The sequence below is a fragment of the Nocardia sp. Marseille-Q1738 genome, from assembly GCF_965283145.1.
In genome coordinates, this window is the sequence record NZ_CBDIMS010000003.1 from 482,622 (window position 1) to 500,269 (window position 17,648).

At 69.3% G+C, this 17,648-nt stretch carries 16 protein-coding genes; 6 read left to right on the forward strand and 10 right to left on the reverse strand.

Annotated elements, in window-relative coordinates; all coding sequences use genetic code 11:
* Positions 1–367 precede the first annotated feature (367 nt).
* Complete coding sequence (locus ACWPXK_RS15745) at positions 368–1,402, forward strand: hypothetical protein (RefSeq protein WP_454196851.1); 1,035 nt, start codon at positions 368–370, stop codon at positions 1,400–1,402.
* On the opposite strand, the gene ACWPXK_RS15750 is transcribed toward ACWPXK_RS15745, so the two are convergent.
* From ACWPXK_RS15750 to ACWPXK_RS15760, 3 genes are all read right to left on the reverse strand, one after another.
* On the reverse strand, positions 1,390–2,337 hold the full coding sequence (locus ACWPXK_RS15750; RefSeq protein WP_454196852.1) for a LysR family transcriptional regulator: 948 nt from the start codon (positions 2,335–2,337) through the stop codon (positions 1,390–1,392). The genes ACWPXK_RS15745 and ACWPXK_RS15750 overlap by 13 nt on opposite strands.
* A gap of 184 nt (positions 2,338–2,521) precedes the next feature.
* On the reverse strand, positions 2,522–4,081 hold the full coding sequence (locus ACWPXK_RS15755; RefSeq protein ID WP_454196853.1) for a flavin-containing monooxygenase: 1,560 nt from the start codon (positions 4,079–4,081) through the stop codon (positions 2,522–2,524).
* A gap of 58 nt (positions 4,082–4,139) precedes the next feature.
* Entirely contained in the window at positions 4,140–5,375 is a 1,236-nt protein-coding gene (locus ACWPXK_RS15760; protein WP_454196854.1) for a cytochrome P450 family protein, read from the reverse strand.
* 254 nt (positions 5,376–5,629) lie between these two features.
* Between ACWPXK_RS15760 and ACWPXK_RS15765 the strand changes: the two genes are divergently transcribed.
* Positions 5,630–6,169 carry a GNAT family N-acetyltransferase gene (locus ACWPXK_RS15765; protein ID WP_454196855.1) on the forward strand — a complete coding sequence of 180 codons (540 nt, stop codon included), beginning with the start codon at positions 5,630–5,632 and terminating at the stop codon, positions 6,167–6,169.
* 7 nt (positions 6,170–6,176) lie between these two features.
* Here ACWPXK_RS15765 and ACWPXK_RS15770 read toward each other — a convergent pair whose 3' ends face one another.
* The 3 genes from ACWPXK_RS15770 to zapE form a co-directional block, all read right to left on the reverse strand.
* On the reverse strand, positions 6,177–6,929 hold the full coding sequence (locus ACWPXK_RS15770) for an alpha/beta fold hydrolase (RefSeq protein ID WP_454196856.1): 753 nt from the start codon (positions 6,927–6,929) through the stop codon (positions 6,177–6,179).
* Positions 6,930–6,990: 61 nt separating this feature from the next.
* Positions 6,991–7,749 (reverse strand): tyrosine-protein phosphatase, encoded by a 759-nt coding sequence (locus tag ACWPXK_RS15775; RefSeq protein ID WP_454196857.1) that lies wholly within the window; start codon positions 7,747–7,749, stop codon positions 6,991–6,993.
* Positions 7,750–7,906: 157 nt separating this feature from the next.
* Positions 7,907–8,923, reverse strand: a complete 1,017-nt coding sequence (gene zapE / locus ACWPXK_RS15780) for a cell division protein ZapE (RefSeq protein ID WP_454196858.1) — start codon at positions 8,921–8,923, stop codon at positions 7,907–7,909.
* Positions 8,924–8,958: 35 nt separating this feature from the next.
* Here zapE and ACWPXK_RS15785 point away from each other — a divergent pair, with 35 nt between their 5' ends.
* From ACWPXK_RS15785 to msrB, 4 genes are all read left to right on the forward strand, one after another.
* Entirely contained in the window at positions 8,959–9,720 is a 762-nt protein-coding gene (locus tag ACWPXK_RS15785; protein WP_454196859.1) for a pyrimidine reductase family protein, read from the forward strand.
* Positions 9,721–9,751: 31 nt separating this feature from the next.
* Positions 9,752–11,308: an alpha/beta hydrolase gene (locus ACWPXK_RS15790; RefSeq protein WP_454196860.1), complete on the forward strand. Its 1,557-nt coding sequence runs from the start codon at positions 9,752–9,754 to the stop codon at positions 11,306–11,308.
* 68 nt (positions 11,309–11,376) lie between these two features.
* On the forward strand, positions 11,377–12,735 hold the full coding sequence (locus ACWPXK_RS15795) for a glycosyltransferase family 87 protein (RefSeq protein ID WP_454196861.1): 1,359 nt from the start codon (positions 11,377–11,379) through the stop codon (positions 12,733–12,735).
* Entirely contained in the window at positions 12,732–13,175 is a 444-nt protein-coding gene (msrB, locus tag ACWPXK_RS15800; protein ID WP_454196862.1) for a peptide-methionine (R)-S-oxide reductase MsrB, read from the forward strand. Before ACWPXK_RS15795 ends, msrB begins: the two co-directional genes overlap by 4 nt.
* Positions 13,176–13,478: 303 nt before the next feature.
* Here the strand turns inward: msrB and hemQ are convergent, their stop codons facing one another.
* From hemQ to ACWPXK_RS15820, 4 genes are all read right to left on the reverse strand, one after another.
* Positions 13,479–14,174, reverse strand: a complete 696-nt coding sequence (gene hemQ / locus ACWPXK_RS15805; protein WP_454196863.1) for a hydrogen peroxide-dependent heme synthase — start codon at positions 14,172–14,174, stop codon at positions 13,479–13,481.
* A 4-nt stretch (positions 14,175–14,178) separates the two neighbouring features.
* On the reverse strand, positions 14,179–15,423 hold the full coding sequence (locus ACWPXK_RS15810; RefSeq protein WP_454196864.1) for a globin domain-containing protein: 1,245 nt from the start codon (positions 15,421–15,423) through the stop codon (positions 14,179–14,181).
* Positions 15,420–15,893, reverse strand: coding sequence for an RrF2 family transcriptional regulator (locus ACWPXK_RS15815; protein ID WP_454196865.1), 474 nt, complete (start codon positions 15,891–15,893; stop codon positions 15,420–15,422). Before ACWPXK_RS15815 ends, ACWPXK_RS15810 begins: the two co-directional genes overlap by 4 nt.
* Positions 15,894–16,161: 268 nt before the next feature.
* Positions 16,162–17,502, reverse strand: a complete 1,341-nt coding sequence (locus ACWPXK_RS15820; RefSeq protein ID WP_454196866.1) for a protoporphyrinogen oxidase — start codon at positions 17,500–17,502, stop codon at positions 16,162–16,164.
* Between the last annotated feature and the right edge of the window lie 146 nt (positions 17,503–17,648).

The window sequence follows — 17,648 nt, forward strand, 5'->3', positions numbered from 1 at the left end:
CTGGGGCTCATGGGGTGGGAGCGGCGTTGGTATTCTGCGGCACAAGGGCTTTCATCATGCCATGCGGCCTCTCCGACCACTCGGGGATCGGGGATTGATAGTTGCCGCCATCCGCGACACGTCCGTTCGCGTCGGTGACCCAGAGTGGTGTGCCGCACCCGCGCTGTGTGTCTCGAGTGCGCTTCCGGACAAACCGGATCGGCGCGCACTCCGCGTGCGGGGACGTAAACCCGTGGGCCTACGCTGATTCGATCAGGTCAACGGATCGGAGTATCGCCGATTCTTCGCGAGCCGCGGATGTCCAACTGGGCGGATAGAATCGTCCGGCCGAGTGCGAGCTGGGCCGATACGGGGAAGAGGGTACTGGATGGAGCACGGTCAGCAGACCGGCGAGTCGATCGGCGCGATGTTGTCGAGTATCGCGTCGACTCTCCGAGAGGTCAGCGAGAAGCTGGACGCGGTAGCGGCCCGGATCGACGGCACGCCGGCCGTGCCCGGCGAACAGACCATCGAGGCGCGGTTGGCCAAACTGGAGGCATGGGCTTTGCAGGCCGGACGGGATATTTCCGGCATCGACGCACGGGTGGAACGCCTGGAGTCCAGCGGCGCCCCGGCACCGAACGACCCGGGCGCGGCCCGGCTCCCCGGGGGTGGAGCGGGGCGTCCGAACGCAGGCCGGCCGGAGCGCGAAGCCGGGGAATCGGCATCCGCCGCGCGGAAGGACGATTCCCGAGAAGCCGCCGGTTCCCGAAATGGCGCGCGACCACCGGACCTGCCCCGGGAACCGGTGCACGCCGCCCCGGAGCCGTATTCCTCTGCGCGGACGGGCTTCACCCCGCCCCGTGAACCCGCCATGACCGCGCTGGAACCGAAGGACACGTCCGGGCAGGACTTCACCCCGCCCGCGCCACGCGAGCAGACATCGAACTTCACCGTTCCCCCTGCACATGAGCCGGACTCGCGCTTCACCACGCCACCGTCGCGTGAACCCGCGTCCTTCACCGCGCCGACCGCGCGCCCTATCGGGTCGTCGCCCTCGTACTCGCAGCACGAAAACGCCGCCGCGTACGAAAGCATTGTCGCCTCCCCCACCAGCGCCGATCCGGGCGCGGACCACAGCAGTTCCCGGAACGGGACGGCTCCCGGCACCCCCGTCGCGGGTCTCACCGGCGCGCGCCACGCCACCGAGGAAGAGCGCACGCCGGTCGAGAACACCCACGTCGACAAGCTGCAGGCCATGCTCGACGAACTCAAGCGCACGGCGGCGGCCCCGCTCGGCCGCTCCGACATCTTCGGTCCACCAGCGGGTGAACCGACCCCGAACGGATATCAGTCCGAGCGCGGCGACGCGCAGCGCAGGCCGACCGACTATCGGCTCTCCAGTCCGCCTCAGACCTCCTGAGCGACTTTGCTCCGCCGTTTCGGCGGATGCGCCGCGGCCGCCGAGCGCAGCAGGATTTCCTGCACGAGATCGCGGAGCCAACGGTGCCCCCGGTCGGCGGTGTTGCGCGGATGCCAGGCCAGCCCGATGGCGATCTCCGGCAGCGGCAGCGGAATCTCGAACGCGCTCAATCCGATCGCCGGCAGCGTGGCGGCGCTCAGCATGGCGGGCGCCGAGCAGACCAGATCGCTGCCACGCACCGCGAACAGCGCGCTGGTCAGCGTCGGGACGGTAGCCACGACACGCCGGGTACGGCCGTGCAAGGCGAGCCGGTCATCGATCGGGCCGTGCGCGCGTCCGTCGCGCGAAATGCTCAGATGCCGGGCGGCCGCGTACGAGGCGACGGTGACGCGGTCGGTGACCAGGGGATGGTCCGCGGCGGCCACGCCGATCACGCGGTCGGCGAGCACTCTGCGCACCGTGGTCTCCGGGTCGGTGTGGTCGATCACGCCGACCTCGAGATCGACGCGTCCGTCGCGCAGCGCGGCGGTGCCCTCCAGGGTGTCGGGCACGAAGCGCAGGGTCACGCCCGGCGCCTGTGCCCGCGCGGCGGCCAGCAGCGGCGCGGCGAGTTCGGTGACCACCAGGTCGCCCGCCTGTATCGCGAAGGTCCGGCGCAGCGCCGCCGGATCGAGGTCGTCGCGCGGGGTGAGCAGCGCACGCCCCTGTTCGACCAGAGTGCTGACTTCGTAGCGCAATTCCAGCGCGCGTGGAGTCGGCACCAGCGTGCGGCCCGCCCGCACGAGCAAGGGATCATCGAGCACGACACGCAGCCGAGCCAGCGTCCGGCTCATCGCGGGCGGCGAGGTGTGTAGACGCTGTGCGGCGAGAGTGACACTGTTGGTGTCCAGCAGCGCGTCGAGGGCGACGAGCAGGTTCATGTCCAGCGCTTCCACCCTTGGATTATCGCCAAGGCAAGGACTGGTTCTTGACATTGCGTGGCAGGGCAATGGCCGGTCATCGAAGACGCCACGGATGCCCCCCCTCGATGCCTGGTTGCCCGGCCACCGGCCATGCGCGACTTCTGAGCGACGAGAGTCACACTATTCCGGCACGGTGTGCACGAATGGTCGCAACTCCCTAGTGGCTGACCCGGCCGCTGTCGCCCTCGTACGGAAGCAGTTCCGTATCCCTCGGTGCTGCCGGAGGCATCGTGGGTCCGGCGCCGGGCTTTCGCCGGGTCGCGAGCCCGCGGTAGGACTCCGGCTTGATCCGGCGGAACCACTGGCTCGCGCGGGTGCGCAGCGGAAGACGGTACTTCAGGTCGGCGAGCATCTCATCGATGTTCTGGATGGAGAACGGGATGACCGCGGTTCCATGCGCGTGATGGCCGTGTGTGCGGTCCTCCATCCAGCGCAGGCGGGCGTCGATCTGCTCGTTCAACGTCTCGGCCGGCGGCAGGTTCACTCGGCCGGTGAGCAGCGCGGCGGTCCAGTGCGCCGCGACTTCCGCGCCGACCGTGCTGATCACCGACGAGTTGTAGCCGGCGAAGGTGAGATTCGGGACCTCCAGCGGGAGGATCTGCCGGTGCAGGCGGAAGTTGCCGTCCTCGTCGGTCAACCGGCGCTGCACGTACGGCGTCAGGAACGGAACGCGCTGATGGAAACCGGTAGCGCACACGACGACATCGGCTTGGAGCACCTGGCCCGTGGACAGGCGCACCGCGGGCGAGGCCTTGGGACCGCCGCCCAGCTCGGTGATCGTCGTGTCGCGGTGCACCACGATGCGACCGCCTGCGACCTGCTCGAAGAAACCCTCGCTGGCGAGGCTGATGGTGCTCTCGGCGATCTCCTCGAATCGGCCGCTCGGCACCAGGCCGAGTTCGCGCAGGCGCAGGCGCTTGGTGGTCAGTTCCTGAATCAGATCGAAGTTGCTGATCCGCACCGATTCGCCCGGCCCGTCCAGGAACCGGTCCGTCCAGCCCGGCCGCAGATAGTGGAAGTGCGCCTCGCCGAAACGGGTCAGCATCAGCCGTTCGTAGTCGATCACCCGGGCCAGTTTGCGCGGCATCTTCCAGAACAGCCGCCGGGCCACCACCGAGGTGGAGGCCGCGACCTCGCTCACGGCGGTGGCGATGTCGCAGGCGGACTTGCCGTAGCCAACGACGACGACCGACTTGCCCCGCACCGATTCCAGATCGAGGAACTCCGACGAGTGGTACAGTCGGCCGCCCGCCGCGCGGAACCAGTCGGCGCCGCGGTAATCCGGCATCGCGGGTTCGCTGAACACGCCGTTGGCGATCACCAGGTGGTCACAGGACGTCCGGTGCACACCACTTTCATCGCGAATTTCCAGCAACCACCCGCTGTCCACCGGATCGGCGGCGACGACCTCGGTCCGCAACCGCAGGTGCTCGGTCAGCCCGAAGTGCTCGGCGTAAGCGGCCAGGTACGCCTGCATCTGCTGGCCGTCGAGGACGCGCGGATAGTCCGCGGGCATCGGGAAGTCGGAGAAGTGATACGTCTCCTTGGAGTTCTGCGTCCGCAGTCCCGGGTACCGCCGGGTCGCGCTCCACACGCCACCGACATCGGGTGCGCGGTCGAAGACCTCGACCGGAAAACCCTCCTGTTTCAGCACTTTCGCGCAGGCGAGACCTGCGATACCCGCACCAACGATCCCGATGCGGCTTCCGCTTGTCATGCGCAGGAGACTACGTCGCCAGCGCCGCACAGCAAAGTCGGCCGACCGAAAAGGCTCCTCAGCGTATTGCCGGCGCACTGGCCGGGACGACGGGAAGCTCGAGCAGACCGCGGATCAGGATGCTCTCCCGCCACCGCAGGTCCGCGTCATCGGCGGCCAGCCGCAGCAGCGGGTACCTGCGCACCAGCCTGGTCAGCGCGACGCGGGCCTCGAGCCTGGCCAGTCCGGCGCCGAGGCAGTAGTGGATGCCGTGGCCGAAGGCCAGATGACCGTTCGACGCGCGGTCCGGATCGAACGTCGCGGGCGCGGCGAAGTGCCGTTCGTCGCGGTTTGCCGAGGCGACCGCGACGAGCACCAACTCCCCTTCGGGGATGACGTTGCCCCCCAGCGCGACCGGGGCGGTGGTGTAGCGCAGGGTCACCACGTTGACCGGTCCGTTGTAGCGCAGCATCTCCTCCACCAGCGCCGGGACGCCGGCCGGGTCGTCGTACAGTGCGCGGTACCGGGGTGGATCGGTGAGCAGTTCGAGCACGGTGTTGCCGATCAGGTTGACCGTGGTCTCGTGACCGGCGACCAGGATGAGGAACGCCATGGAGATCAGCTCGTCGTGGCTGAGGCGGTCTCCTTCGTCGCTGGTCGCCACCAACTGCGAGATCAGATCCTCGCCCAGCCCTTCCGCGCGGCGCCGGGCGACGAGACCGTCGAAGTACTCGACGATGGCGTCGGTGGCGCTGCGCATCCCTTCCGGTGTGGACATCGGCGTGTCCACCACGGCCGCCGACCAATCCCGGAACCGTGCGCGGTCCTCGACGGGCACGCCGAGCAGTTCGCAGATCACCGTGATCGGCAGGGGAAACGCGTACTCGGCGAGCAGGTCCACCTGCCCGGTGGCGCCCGCGGTTCTATCGATCGCGTCGAGCAAATCATCCGCGATCGCCGCGACCCGGGGCGCGAGAGCCTCCATCCGCGCGGGCGCGAAGGCGGGGCCGACGAGTTTGCGCAGCCGCGAATGCCGCGGCGGGTCGGCGTTGAGCAGATGGTGGCTCAGACGCTGGTTGGCCGCGGTGACGCCGCTCCTGCCCGCCGCCGCCTGACGCGCGCGGGCGCCCGCCGCGGTGTGCGGGTCCTTGCGGACGTCGGGATGGCGCAGGACGTCCTTAGCGGCGTCGTAGTCGACCACGAGCCAGGCGCGTACTCCGGTGCGCAACCGGATCAGGTGGACCGGGCCCTCGGCACGCAACTGCTCGTAGAAGGCGTACGGCGCGCGAAAGAAATCCGCTGGCAGTTCTCTCATCCGATCGGTCCCCCTGCGTTCGCGAGTGTTGGTGCGGCCCTTCGATGGTGACACCGGTCACCGCTCACGGCCAGCCCGCGTGTCCTGGCCATCCGTCCGATCGTCGTTGTCGATCGCCGCACGCAGCGCGGACGTGTTCTCGCCACGGCGCCGCCGCGGCCGGACTCGAGATCGGACTACCCGAGCGCCCCTCTTGCCCGTCTCGGTAATAGTTCTCGTATGCCCCGCCACGGGAGGTGTGCTCTGATGAAGGCATGAGCAACCTCCCAGTCACCGTCGACCGGGCCGGGCTGTGGGACGCGGAGGCCCTCAGTGATGTTGCGGCCGCGACCTTTCCGCTCGCGTGTCCCCCGGGTGCGACGCCCGATGACATCGAAATCTTCGTCACCGACGTGCTGTCGGGCGAACGCTTCGGCGAATACCTGAGCGATCCGGCGCGGATCGTGCTCAAAGCCCTCGCGGGCGACGACATCGTTGGCTACGCGATGCTGGTGGCGGGCGACCCCGGCGACGCGGCGGTGGCCGAAGCGGTCGGCCTGCGTCCGGCGGTCGAGATCAGCAAGATGTACGTGCTGCCGGGCCATCACGGCACCGGGGTGTCCACCGCGCTCATGCAGGCGGCGCTGGAGTGGGCGCGGGCCGAGGGTTATCCCGGGGTATGGCTGGGCGTCAACCAGGAAAATGTCCGTGCGCAGCGGTTTTACACGAAACACGGTTTCACCGTCGTCGGCACCAGGACGTTCACGGTCGGCAACCAGGTGCACCACGACCACGTGATGCGTCTGATCTTCTAGGCCGGGGTCACCGCAGGAAGTCGACGAGCGCGGTGTGGAAGGCGGGGGCCAGCACCGCCATCAAGTGATCGCCGGGCACCACGGCCAAGGTGCCGTTCGGCAGGGCCTCGGCAAGTCGTTCGGGTTCGTCGGCGAACGGGTCGTGGTCGCCCGCCAGCACCAGCGCGGGCACGGTGACGTCCGACAGGTCCTCGATCGGGCGGTCATCCAGACCGGTCGCCACGGCGTGAATCGCGTCCAGATCGGCGTGCACGGCGTCGGCGAGCACCCGGAACATCATCGCCGTCCGCGAAGCGCCCGCGCCGTCGCCGCGCATCGCGGCCTGCAGGTCGGGCAGATCGATCACCCGGCGGTCGACACCGCCGCAGTCGAGCACGCCCGAGCCGATGCCGCCGACCGCCAGGCGCCGCACCCGCTCGTCGGCCGCGGCGACCAGCAGCGAGATCACGCCCCCCATCGAATACCCGACCTGGGCTACTTCGTCGAAGCCGAGCTCGTCGTAGAGTGCGCGCACGTCACGCGCCATCCCGTGCCAGGAGTAACGCTCCGGCTCGTGCGGTTTGTCCGAGCGACCGTGGCCGCGCGCGTCCAAGGACACCACGGTGTGTCCGGCGGAACGCAATGCGCCGACCACGCCGGTGCTCACCCAGTTCGCATTGGTGTCCGCGACCACGCCGTGTTGCAGCACGACCGGGACGCCTTCGCCCTCCCAAACCCGGTACTCGAGCTCCAGGCCGTCCCACGTCTCGAACCTCGTCATGCCGGGATCGTAGTGTGCGGTACGGCCGAAGTGGACATTCGTCCGGGACTCGGCCGGGCGCTCAGGCCAGCAACTCGGCCCGCAGTGCGGCGATTTCCGCGTCGGTGAGTTTCAGCCCTTCGCGGACATAGCCCTCGAAACTGCCGTAGGTCCGGTCCGCTTGGTCGAAGGCGGCGTCGAGCCAGGACTGCTGGACTCCGTTGAGCGGGTCGTCGTCGCGCGCGTTGCGGTACCGGTTGGACAGCAGGTAGTCCTCGGTGACCGTGGCGCGATCGACGCCGAGCAGGGTGAGCAGGACGGCTGCGGCCCAACCGGTGCGATCTTTGCCCGCGGTGCAGTGGAACAGCAGCGCCCCATCGGTGTCGATGACCGACCGCAGCACCGAGGCGAACGCCTCGTGAGCGCCCGGCGCGGTGATGAACGCGCGGTAGAGCCCGTCGCCTCCGGTGAGCGTGGTGGCGAGGACCTCAGGCGGCGCCTGGCCGATCACGTCGGCCCAATTCGCTGTGGCGCCCGCCGGGACGCGGTCCGGGCCGAGCGCGCGCTCGTAGACAGTGCGCAGGTCATGGACGGAGCGCACCCGGCGGTCGGTCAACGCGGCCAGATCCGCCGCGGTCGCGTTGTTCAACTGGCCGGTTCGGTACACCAGGCCGGTGCGCACGGTCCGGCCGCCGGTCGTGCGGTAGCCGCCGATATCGCGGGCGTTCTGCACCCCTTGCAGAGCCAACGAGCGATCGACCGAGATCGCGGGAGCCGATGGTGGATCGGCGAGCGTGACACCGGTTACCGGCCCGAACGCGACCGTCAGACCAGCCGCCATGGCGACCGGGGTACGAAAACGACGGGCCATACGACTGCTCCGATCAGCTAGGGTCTGCGCGCTTCCCGGTCGATCTTGCCGACTGTCGAGGCCCGCACCAAAGACGCGGTGTCCGTCTACCACCCGCGCCGGGCCGAGCGAAGGCAGAGGCAGCCGCCTAAGCCGCGACCTCGAATCGCGACAGCGCGAGCAGGCGGGAGATCGCGCGCAGGTATTTCTTGCGGTAGCCGCCCTCGAGCATCTCCGCGGAGAAGATCTCGTCGAGCTTCGCGCCGGACACCGTGACCGGGACGCTGGCGTCGTAGAGCCGGTCGGCCAGCACCACGATGCGCAAGGCCACGGCCTGATCGACGACCGGGTGCACGTTCGAGATGAATACCGACGACACCCCGGAGATCAACGTGCCGTACTTCGATGGGTGCAGCGTACTGAGGTGCTTCAGCAGCGCGTCGAATTCGTCGAGCGTGGACCCTGGTGTGGCCGCGGCGCGCTCGGCCAGCACCTCCGGCGAGGTGGGTTCCGGTGCGGGCGGCAGATCGCGGTGGCGGTAGTCCGGCCCGTCGACGCGCACCGCCTCGAAGATCGACCCGAGTTTCTTGATCTCGCGCAGGAAGTCCTGTGCGGCGAAACGTCCTTCGCCCAGCTGGCCGGGGAGGGTATTGGACGTGGCGGCGATGGATACCCCGGCCGCGGACAGTTCGGTCAGCAGACGGGAGACCAGCATGGTGTCACCCGGATCGTCGAGCTCGAACTCGTCGATGCACAGCACGCTGTTGCCGGAGAGGCGCTCCAGCGCGTTGGCGAAGCCGAGCGCGCCCACCAGGTTGGTCAGCTCGCCGAACGTGCCGAAGGACTTGGGCGCGGGCGAGCTGTGGAAGATCGAGGCCAGCAGGTGGGTCTTGCCCACGCCGAAGCCGCCGTCCAGATACAGACCGGCGCCGCTGATCTGCTTCTTCTTGCCGAACAGACTCTTGCGCCGCGCGGCCTTTCCGATCGCGGCGACCTGCCCGGCGAACTCCTCGGCCTTGCCGACCGCGGCCGCCTGGCTCGGTTCCTTCGGGTCGGGGATGTAGGAGGCGAAACTCACCTCGTCGAACATGGGCGGGGGCACCATCTGGGCGACGAGCTGATCGGCCGGAACCTCCGGGTTGCGATCGACGAGGCGTTCTTGCATGGACGAAGCCTAAAGACGTGGTGTGATCTAGTTTCATGCAGCGTAGCCACAATGCGATCCAGCTCACAGGGCTGAGTCCGGACGACCTCGCGCAGTTGTACGCCTTCCCGCCCCGGCTCGACGTGCCTTGGGTCCGCGCCAATTTCGTCTCCAGCATCGACGGCGCCGCCACCAGCGGGAATCTTTCCGAGGGGCTCGGCACGCCCGCCGACAAGATGGTCTTCATGTTGTTGCGCGAGCTGGCCGACGTGATCGTGGTCGGCGCGGGCACCGCGCGCGCGGAGAATTACGGCGGAGCACGCACCGATCCCGGGCGCCGCCGCGCGTTTCACGAGCGCGGCATCGGCGGGCATCCGGACGGCGCGCCGCCGCCGATCGCGGTGGTCACCGCCAGCGCGGTGCTCGATCCGGACGCGCGGCTGCTCACCGACACCCGGGTGCCGCCGCTGATCATCACGACGGCCGCCGCGCCCGCCGACCGCAAACGGCGACTGGCCGACGCAGGCGCCGAGGTGATCGAGGCGGGCGACATCGCGGTGACACCGCACGGCCTGCTGCGTGTGCTCGGCGAGCGCGGCCTGCTGCGTGTGCTGACCGAGGGCGGCCCGCAATTGTTCGGGGAACTGCTCGCGGCCGACGTGGTCGACGAGCTCTGCCTCACCACCGCGCCGCTGCTGGTCGGCGGCGCGGCCCGACGAATCTCGCTGTCGGCGCACGAGTTCCGCACCCGCATGACGCGCGCGCACGTGCTGCTCGACGACGACGGCACGATGCTCACCCGGTGGGCCCGTCGATGAAACAGGCGCCGGAACCTGGCAGGCTGTAGCAATGCGCTGGACTCGGGCCGCCGTGCTTGCCGCCACCCTCTCGATCGTCACCGCCGGCTGCGGCGCGGGACCGTCGGATCGTCCCGGTGTCGCGGTACAGCGCCCGCCCGTCGCGGGTAACGCCACGACCTCGGCCGCGCCGTCGCCGCCGCCGAACGCCGAGCTGCCCAAGACCGACCTCAGCTGGCGCGAGTGCACCCAGCCGACCCTGGACCAGCTCGGACTCGGCCCCGCGCCCGCCGGACTGGTGCTCGACTGTGCCGAATTCTCGACTCCCATCGACGCGGCCGGCGCGGTGCTCGGCAACTTCCGCGCCGGGGCGATGCGGGCCCGTCTGGCGCAGACTCCGGCCGACGTGCCGCCGCTGGTGCTGACCTCCGGCTCGGACCGGTCCTCGGCCGCCACCCTCGCCGGGCTCGCCGCCGGTCCGGCCGCCGCGTTGCTGGCCGCCCGCCCGATCGTCGCGGTGGACCGGCGCGGTATCGGCAGCTCGCAGCCGATCGACTGCCTGCCGCCCGAGATCCGCCGCGGCTTGGCCGACAACGCCCAATTCGGCCCCGGTCCCGGCGATCCGGTGGCCAGGATGACCACCCTGAGCCAGGACGGCACCATCGCCTGCCGCGACTTCCTGCAGCCCTACGAGGGCACGTTCGACGCACCGCACGCCGCCGACGACATCGAGCAGTTGCGCAGGCAGTGGCAGGTCGAGCACATCACGCTGCTCGGCACCGGCAACGGCGCGAAGGTCGGGCTCAGCTACGCCCGCAAGTACGGCGACCACCTCGCCCGGCTGGTGCTCGACTCTCCCGAGCCGGTCGGCATGGACGCGGTCACCCGCGCGGAGCAGGCCGTGCAGGGCGCCGAGGCCGCCCTGACCGCGTTCGCGCAGCGCTGCGTCGGCATCGGCTGCTCGCTGGGCGCCGACCCGCGCGCGGCGGTCACCGATCTGGTGAACCGGGCCGGGTCCGGCGGTCTCGGCGACATCTCGGCGAACGCACTGATCACCGCGCTGTCGGGCTTCCTTGGCAGCCCGCGCGCCGACCAGGCCAACCGGATCGGTGAGCTGTCGGACGCGCTCGCCGCGGCCGGACGCGGCGACCGGGGACCGCTGAGCACCGTGATCGCGCGCGAGTCGACCGCGACCGAGAGCGATGGACAGTTCGTCAACCGATGCACCGATACCCAGCAGCCGCCGACCCCGGGCAAAGCCACCGAGCTCGCGGGCGCCTGGGGAGGCAAGTATCCGGTCTTCGGCAAAGCGGCGGCCATCGCGCTGATGGAATGCGCGGCCTGGCCGGTGTCGACCGCGCCGCAGATGCCGGAAATGCTCGGCATCCCGGTGCTCGTGTTCGGCGGAGTGGCGGATCCGGTGGTCGGCAACGGCGGTCAATCGTCGGTGACCGGCGCGCTGGGGGCGGCAGGCGCTCGGCACGCGGCGCTCACCTGGCAAGGCTTCGGCCATCCGGTGTCGACCCACTCCAGCTGCGCGCAGCGGGCGCTGCTCGACTATCTGAAAGACGGCAAACTCCCCGCTGACGGCACCGCCTGCCCGGCCTGAACGGCGCTCCGCTCGGCCGCTCGAGCGGCGCGTTGGACAGGTCCCGGCAACCACCGGTAACCGATCCGGTGTACCGTGCCCCAGTGTTCCTTCGACAGCTCGAGCCCCGGACCGCTCGTACCACCGCCGAGGTGATCAAGTTCGCACTCTGGCCCCTCGCGGTCATGACCGTGCTGAACCGGGTCTTCATCAAGGCTGTCAACGGCTTCATCACCGACGACTACAAGCCGGTTTACCAGGCATCCCTCGACTTCCTCAACGGCAGGCCGGTCTACACGGCGAACTTCGACTCGGTCGACCCGCACTACCTGTACCCGCCGAGCGGCACCCTGCTCATCGCGCCGATCGCCGCCATCGACTACGAGAAGTCGCGCTGGCTGTTCATCGCGCTGAACGCGATCGCGATCCTCATCGCGTGGTATCTGCTGCTGCGGCTGTTCCGGTACACGCTGAACTCGGTGGCCGCGCCCGCGCTGCTGCTGGCGATGTTCATGTCCGAGACCGTGATCAACACGCTGGTGTTCACCAACGTCAACGGCTGTGTGCTGCTGGCGGAGCTGGTCTTCATCCATCTGCTGCTGCAACGGCGAGATCTCTGGGCGGGCGCCGCGCTCGGGCTGAGTATCGCGGTGAAGCCGACGCTGGCTCCTTTGCTCTTGATCGCGCTGGTACGCGGGCAGTGGAAGGTGTTCATCACGGCCATCGGGGTGCCGGTGGCGCTGACCGCGATCGCCTGGCCGCTGTCGAAGGACCCGGAGAAGTTCTTCACCCGCACCTTCCCGTACATCTTCGAATCCCGCGACTACTTCAACAGCGCGATCGTCGGCAACGGCGAGTACTACGGCCTGCCGCCGTTGCTGACCTGGGGCATGCGCGTGGTGCTCGGCGTGCTCGTGCTGCTGTCGCTGTGGCTGCTGTACCGCTACTACCGCGAGGACGAGCTGTTCTTCGTCTGCACCTCCTCCGGTGTGCTGCTGACGGCGTCGTTCCTGCTCAGCTCGCTCGGGCAGATGTACTACTCGATGATGCTGTTCCCGTTCCTGATGACGGTGGTGCTGCGCAATTCGGTGCTGCGCAACTGGCCCGCGTGGCTGGCGATCTTCGGCTTCATGAGCTACGACAAGTGGCTGTCGGACCGCTGGCAGCACATCGGGCGCAACCTGGAGTACCTGCGCATCACCTTCGGCTGGGGTCTGCTGCTGATCGTCGTGTTCTGCGTGCTGGGCGACCGTTATCTGGCCGCGCGGCGGGAAGGCCGGCTGCCGTTCGGGATCGATCCCGCGTGGATGCGTTCCGCACCGGACCCGCGCGGCGACGAGCCGCAGCAGGCCCTTCCCGCACCCGACGCCGCCTTCGCGACGGAAACCTCCAGGCCACAGAACGGTTCGGCACCGGCGGAGCAGAATCGTATTAGCGTGGAGCCATGAGTTCCGAAGCCGACACGTCCCTGCCCGCACCGCGGATCCAGCTTTCGCCGCAGCAATGGCGGTCGAAGCTGAATCCGGAGGAATACGCGGTGCTGCGCGAGGCCGCCACCGAACGCCCGTTCACCGGTGAGTACACCGACACCAAGGCCGAAGGCGTTTACGCCTGCCGGGCCTGCGGCGCGGAACTGTTCCGCAGCACGGAGAAGTTCGACTCGCACTGCGGCTGGCCGTCCTTCTTCGATCCGGCGGCCTCCGACGCGGTGATCCTGCGGTCGGACGACTCGCTCGGCATGCACCGGGTCGAAGTGCTGTGCGCGAACTGCCACAGCCACCTCGGCCACGTGTTCGAGGGCGAGGGGTACAACACGCCCACCGACAAGCGCTACTGCATCAACTCCATCGCCCTGCGACTGCACCCCTCGGACAGCGCAGCGGAGTAAAGCCCGACGCTCACGCCGAAGCGTACGGAGCACGCCGGTCCAGCACATGCCCCGAAAACTCTGGGCAAGCGCGCCCGATAACCGGTCGGCCGTGGCGGGGATGCGCGGCGGTTACCGCGGAACAAAGCAACCGCAGCCTGGCAGGCTGATCCGCCTCGGGCATCCTGAGGTACTCCAGCTGCGCCGACAGCCCGTCGAGCCGGAACTCGAGACGGGCTCGCCCCGCTACCACTGGGATCCCGGTCGGCAACGCGCGGCAAGAGGCAGTCCCGTCGAGTCACACTGCCCCCGGCGCAGAGGCTGTCAGGGCAGGGCGGAAATCAGCTTCTCGATCTCCACCCGGGGCCCGGTGAAGAACGGGATCTCCTCGCGCACATGCCGCCTGGCGTCGGTGGCCCGCAGATCGCGCATCAAGTCGACGATGCGGTGCAGTTCCGGCGCCTCGAAAGCGAGAATCCACTCGTAATCGCCGAGCGCGAACGAGCTGACCGTGTTGGCCCGCACGTCCGGATAACCGCGCGCGGCCTTCCCGTGTTCGGCCAGCATTCCGCGGCGCTCGTCGTCGGGCAGGAGATACCACTCGTAGGAGCGGACGAACGGGTACACGCAGATGTAGTCGCCCGGCTCCTCCCCGGCGAGGAAGGCCGGGACATGGCTCTTGTTGAACTCGGCGGGCCGGTGCAGCGCCGCGTTGCTCCACACCGGCGCGCTGGCCCGGCCCAGTTCGGTGGTGCGGCGGAAATCCGCGTACGCCGCTTGCAGGTCCTCGACGCGTTCGGCGTGCGTCCAGATCATGAAGTCGGCGTCGGCGCGCATCCCGGCCACGTCGTAGATGCCGCGCACCACGACATCACGCTCCGCGAGACCGTCGAAGAACGCCCTGGCCTCCTTGGTCGCGGCGTCCCTATCCTCACCCAGCACTCCTGGCTGCACCTGGAAGACCGAGAACATCAGGTAGCGGATGGTGGAGTTGAGAGCCTGATAGTCGAGTCGCGCCATAGCCCTATCGTGCCACTCGGTCGGGAGCGCCCGCGTCGGCGGGCGTGAACTGCTCGATGTGGACCCGGTCATCCGGGACGCCCGCGGCGTGGAGCTGGCGCTGGATGTCGCGCAGGAATCCGGGCGGGCCGCAGACGTAGGCGTCCGCGTCGGCGGGCAGGGTGAGTGCCGAGAGATCCACCCGGCCGTGCCGGGCGCCGGGAGTAGCTTCCTCGTACCAGATTTCGACGGCGGCCTGCTCGAGCCGGGCCGCGAGGTCGTGCAGGCGGCCGCGCAGCGGGTGGGTCCGTGGTCCACGGTCCGCGTGCACGACCAGCGTGCGCCGCCACGGCGCGTGGGCGGCGAGGTATTCGAGGACGCCGATCGTCGGGGTCACGCCGATACCGCCGGAGATCAGCACCAGTGGCGTCGTCGCCGCGGTGTCGATGGCGACGTCGCCGAACGGGAGCGTGATCCGCAGCGCGTGGCCGGGGCGCAGATTCTCGTGCAACCACGAGGAGACCTCGCCTGCCGGGCAGCCGTCGGCCGCCTCGACCCGTTTGACCGCGAACGACAGCGTGCCGTCACGGGGCAGGCCGACCAGGCTGTACTGGCGCAACTGGCGCGCACCGTCGGGCAGCCGCACGCCGACCGAAACATACTGGCCCGGAAGGAATCCCGGCAATTCGACCGCGGGATCGGCGGACTCGACGGTGAAGACCGCGACGCCGGAAGGGTCGTCGGCGCGCGTCAGGACCCGCACGTCCCGGAACACGTCGCCGGAATCCACGCCCGCCTCGGCGTAGAGCCCCTTCTCCTGATCCATCAGGATGTCGGCCATCAGCCAGTAGACCCGGTCCCAGGCCGCGGCGACCGGAGCGTCGACTACCTCGGCGCCCAGCACCTCGACAATGGCGGCGAACAGATTGTCGTGCACGATCTGATACTGACCGGGCGTCACCCCTAACGAAGCGTGCTTGTGCGCGATCCGCGACAGCATGGTCGCCGGGTGCGGCAGTGCCGGGTCGACCAGGTACGTGGCGAAGGTGGCGATGGACGCGGCGAGCGCCCGCTGCTGGATGCCCTGCGCTTGATTCCCCCGGTTGAACGTGTCGCGGAGCAACTGCGGGTGGGCATCGAACATGGTCCGATAGAACACGGCCGTGATGCGGTCGATATTCGCGGCTACCAGCGGCAAAGTCGCGCGGACGACCTCGGCATGGTGTGGTTCGAGTTCGGGTTCGCTACGGGCGACGCCGTCGGTGTTCATGAAACTTCCTCCCTCTCAGTGGAAACACTCGCCGGAGAGTGGGCGAGCAAGTGCAGCAACTCCGCGGTCGGCGAGGTGACCAAGTCCTCTATCGAATAACGGTCGAGCTCGGTATAGAACGCTTTCTTCGCGTCGGCGAGGATTCGGCGCAGGCGGCAGGCGCCGAGCAATGGACACGGATGCGGTTGCGCGCAGGCCACGACCTCGCGGTCGCCTTCCAATTCCCGGATCAGTTCGCCGACCGACGCGGCCCGCCCGGCCGCGGTGATGAACAATCCGCCGGACCGTCCCCGGTGCGCCTCCACCAACCCCAGGTCGACCAGCTGCGATACCGCCTTGGCGACATGGCGCTCGGATGCGTCCACCTGCCGAGCGATCAGCTTGGTGGTGACCCGGGAGTCCGTGCCGTCGTTCACCGCGAGCCGCATGATGGTGCGCAATCCGATATCGGTGAATGGCGAGAGCTGCATGCCGCTCACGCTACCGGCGCATTTCCACGATTCCACCGCTCGGACCGAGTGTGCTTAATTACGCCGATCCGTGCGCATTTTTCGTTTCCACCTCGAATTGCCCCGAAACCGATAGGAGCACAATGGCAGCAAATATTGTCGCGAACACATAATGCGTTCACGGGCCGATTGCTCGCCGCAGGCACACATTCTGTGACACCCGACACGGCGGTTCACAAGTGCCCATTCACCGGTCGTCAACGGGTGAGGTACGAAAGGGCAGCGAGGGTCAGCGGGCGGCGATCCGCTGCGCGGCGGCGGTGCCGGAGGCCACGCAGGCGGGCACGCCGACGCCGTGCAGATACGCACCGGCCACGGCCAGGCCGTCGAGCGTGGCCACCTCGGCTTCGACGGCCGCGATACGGGCTGTGTGGCCGGGCGCGTACTGGGCGAGGCCACCGGGCCAGCGCTGGACCACGGCCGCGGACGGTGCGATGGCGACGCCGGTGACGGTGGCCAGATCCTCGGCGGCGGCGGCGACGAGTTCGGCGTCCGGCCACGACAGCGCGGCGTCGTCGCCGAACTTGCCGAAAGATGCCCGGACAAGGAGGTTCTCGCGGTGCGCGAGGTGCGGCCACTTGCGGCTGGAGAGGGTGAAGGCCTTGGCGCGCAACGATTCTCCGGTGGCTACCAAGATGCCCGAATTCTGCGGCAGCGCGGTCCCGCGCGGCAACGCGAGCGCGACGACCACAGACGAGGACAGCTCAACGCCCGCCAGCTCCGCGGCCGCGGCCGGGGCGACGCCGCCCAGCAGCCGTGCGGTCACCGGCGCGGGGGTGGCGAGCACCACCGCGTCGACCGCGCCGATCGGGTCCACCACCCAGCCGCGCAGACCCCTGGCCAGACGGGTCCCCGGCGTCGCGGTGACGAACTTCGCCTCCGATCGTGCGGCGAGCGCGTCGAGCAACGTCCGGTAGCCGTCGCGGATTCCGCCGAAGACCGGCGCGTTCGAGGGCGGTGGCAACGCGGCACGGACGGCCGCGGTGAGGCTGGGTGCGCCGTCGTCCAGGGCCGCGGCGAGTGGGGGCAGCGCGGCGCGGACGCCGATGGAGCGCGAGCTACCCGCGTAGACGCCGCCGAGCAGCGGATCGACGCTGCGTTCGGCGACCTGCGCGCCGAAGCGGTCGGCGACCAGCCCGTAGACATCGGTGTCGGAGCCCGGTACCCAAGTCAGCGGCCGTTCGGGTTCGGCGGCGATCCGCGCCAGCGTCGCGGCATCGACCAGCCCGCGCATCGACTCGGCGTTCGCCGGGATACCCATCAGCGTGCCCTCCGGCAGCGGGTGGACGGCACCGCCCGACCACACCAGCGGCCGCAGCCCGGCGGGGGTCACCAACTGCGACTCGAGCCGGAGCTCACGCAGCAACTCGGGCACCTCCGGCCGCCGTCCGACGAACGCTTCCGCGCCGAGATCCAAGGGCTCCCCGGTCAATTCACCGGTGTAGAGGATGCCGCCGATCCGATCGGATCGTTCGAGCACGAGCAGGTCGGCGTCCGGGCCGAGCAGTGTCCGCAGCCGATAGGCGGCCACCAGCCCGCTGATCCCACCGCCGACCACCGCGATACGCATACCTCGACCGTATCGTGCTTCGCGACCGCGCCCGTCGAACGGTTGGCTCTCTGTGCTTCGCCCCACATCTGCGCGCTGCGACCGGCCCGGACCATCACGTGGTCAGCGCCGACTCACTCGCAGGCCATCACGGCCGAATCGACATC

Excerpts from the sequence above, each read along its gene's own strand:
- ACWPXK_RS15745 (WP_454196851.1), top strand. The coding sequence starts at position 368 with ATGGAGCACGGTCAGCAGACCGGCGAGTCGATCGGCGCGATGTTGTCG.
- ACWPXK_RS15755 (WP_454196853.1), bottom strand. The coding sequence starts at position 4,081 with ATGACAAGCGGAAGCCGCATCGGGATCGTTGGTGCGGGTATCGCAGGT.
- ACWPXK_RS15760 (WP_454196854.1), bottom strand. The coding sequence starts at position 5,375 with ATGAGAGAACTGCCAGCGGATTTCTTTCGCGCGCCGTACGCCTTCTAC.
- ACWPXK_RS15765 (WP_454196855.1), top strand. The coding sequence starts at position 5,630 with ATGAGCAACCTCCCAGTCACCGTCGACCGGGCCGGGCTGTGGGACGCG.
- ACWPXK_RS15770 (WP_454196856.1), bottom strand. The coding sequence starts at position 6,929 with ATGACGAGGTTCGAGACGTGGGACGGCCTGGAGCTCGAGTACCGGGTT.
- ACWPXK_RS15775 (WP_454196857.1), bottom strand. The coding sequence starts at position 7,749 with ATGGCGGCTGGTCTGACGGTCGCGTTCGGGCCGGTAACCGGTGTCACG.
- zapE (WP_454196858.1), bottom strand. The coding sequence starts at position 8,923 with ATGCAAGAACGCCTCGTCGATCGCAACCCGGAGGTTCCGGCCGATCAG.
- ACWPXK_RS15785 (WP_454196859.1), top strand. The coding sequence starts at position 8,959 with ATGCAGCGTAGCCACAATGCGATCCAGCTCACAGGGCTGAGTCCGGAC.
- ACWPXK_RS15790 (WP_454196860.1), top strand. The coding sequence starts at position 9,752 with ATGCGCTGGACTCGGGCCGCCGTGCTTGCCGCCACCCTCTCGATCGTC.
- msrB (WP_454196862.1), top strand. The coding sequence starts at position 12,732 with ATGAGTTCCGAAGCCGACACGTCCCTGCCCGCACCGCGGATCCAGCTT.
- hemQ (WP_454196863.1), bottom strand. The coding sequence starts at position 14,174 with ATGGCGCGACTCGACTATCAGGCTCTCAACTCCACCATCCGCTACCTG.
- ACWPXK_RS15810 (WP_454196864.1), bottom strand. The coding sequence starts at position 15,423 with ATGAACACCGACGGCGTCGCCCGTAGCGAACCCGAACTCGAACCACAC.
- ACWPXK_RS15815 (WP_454196865.1), bottom strand. The coding sequence starts at position 15,893 with ATGCAGCTCTCGCCATTCACCGATATCGGATTGCGCACCATCATGCGG.
- ACWPXK_RS15820 (WP_454196866.1), bottom strand. The coding sequence starts at position 17,502 with ATGCGTATCGCGGTGGTCGGCGGTGGGATCAGCGGGCTGGTGGCCGCC.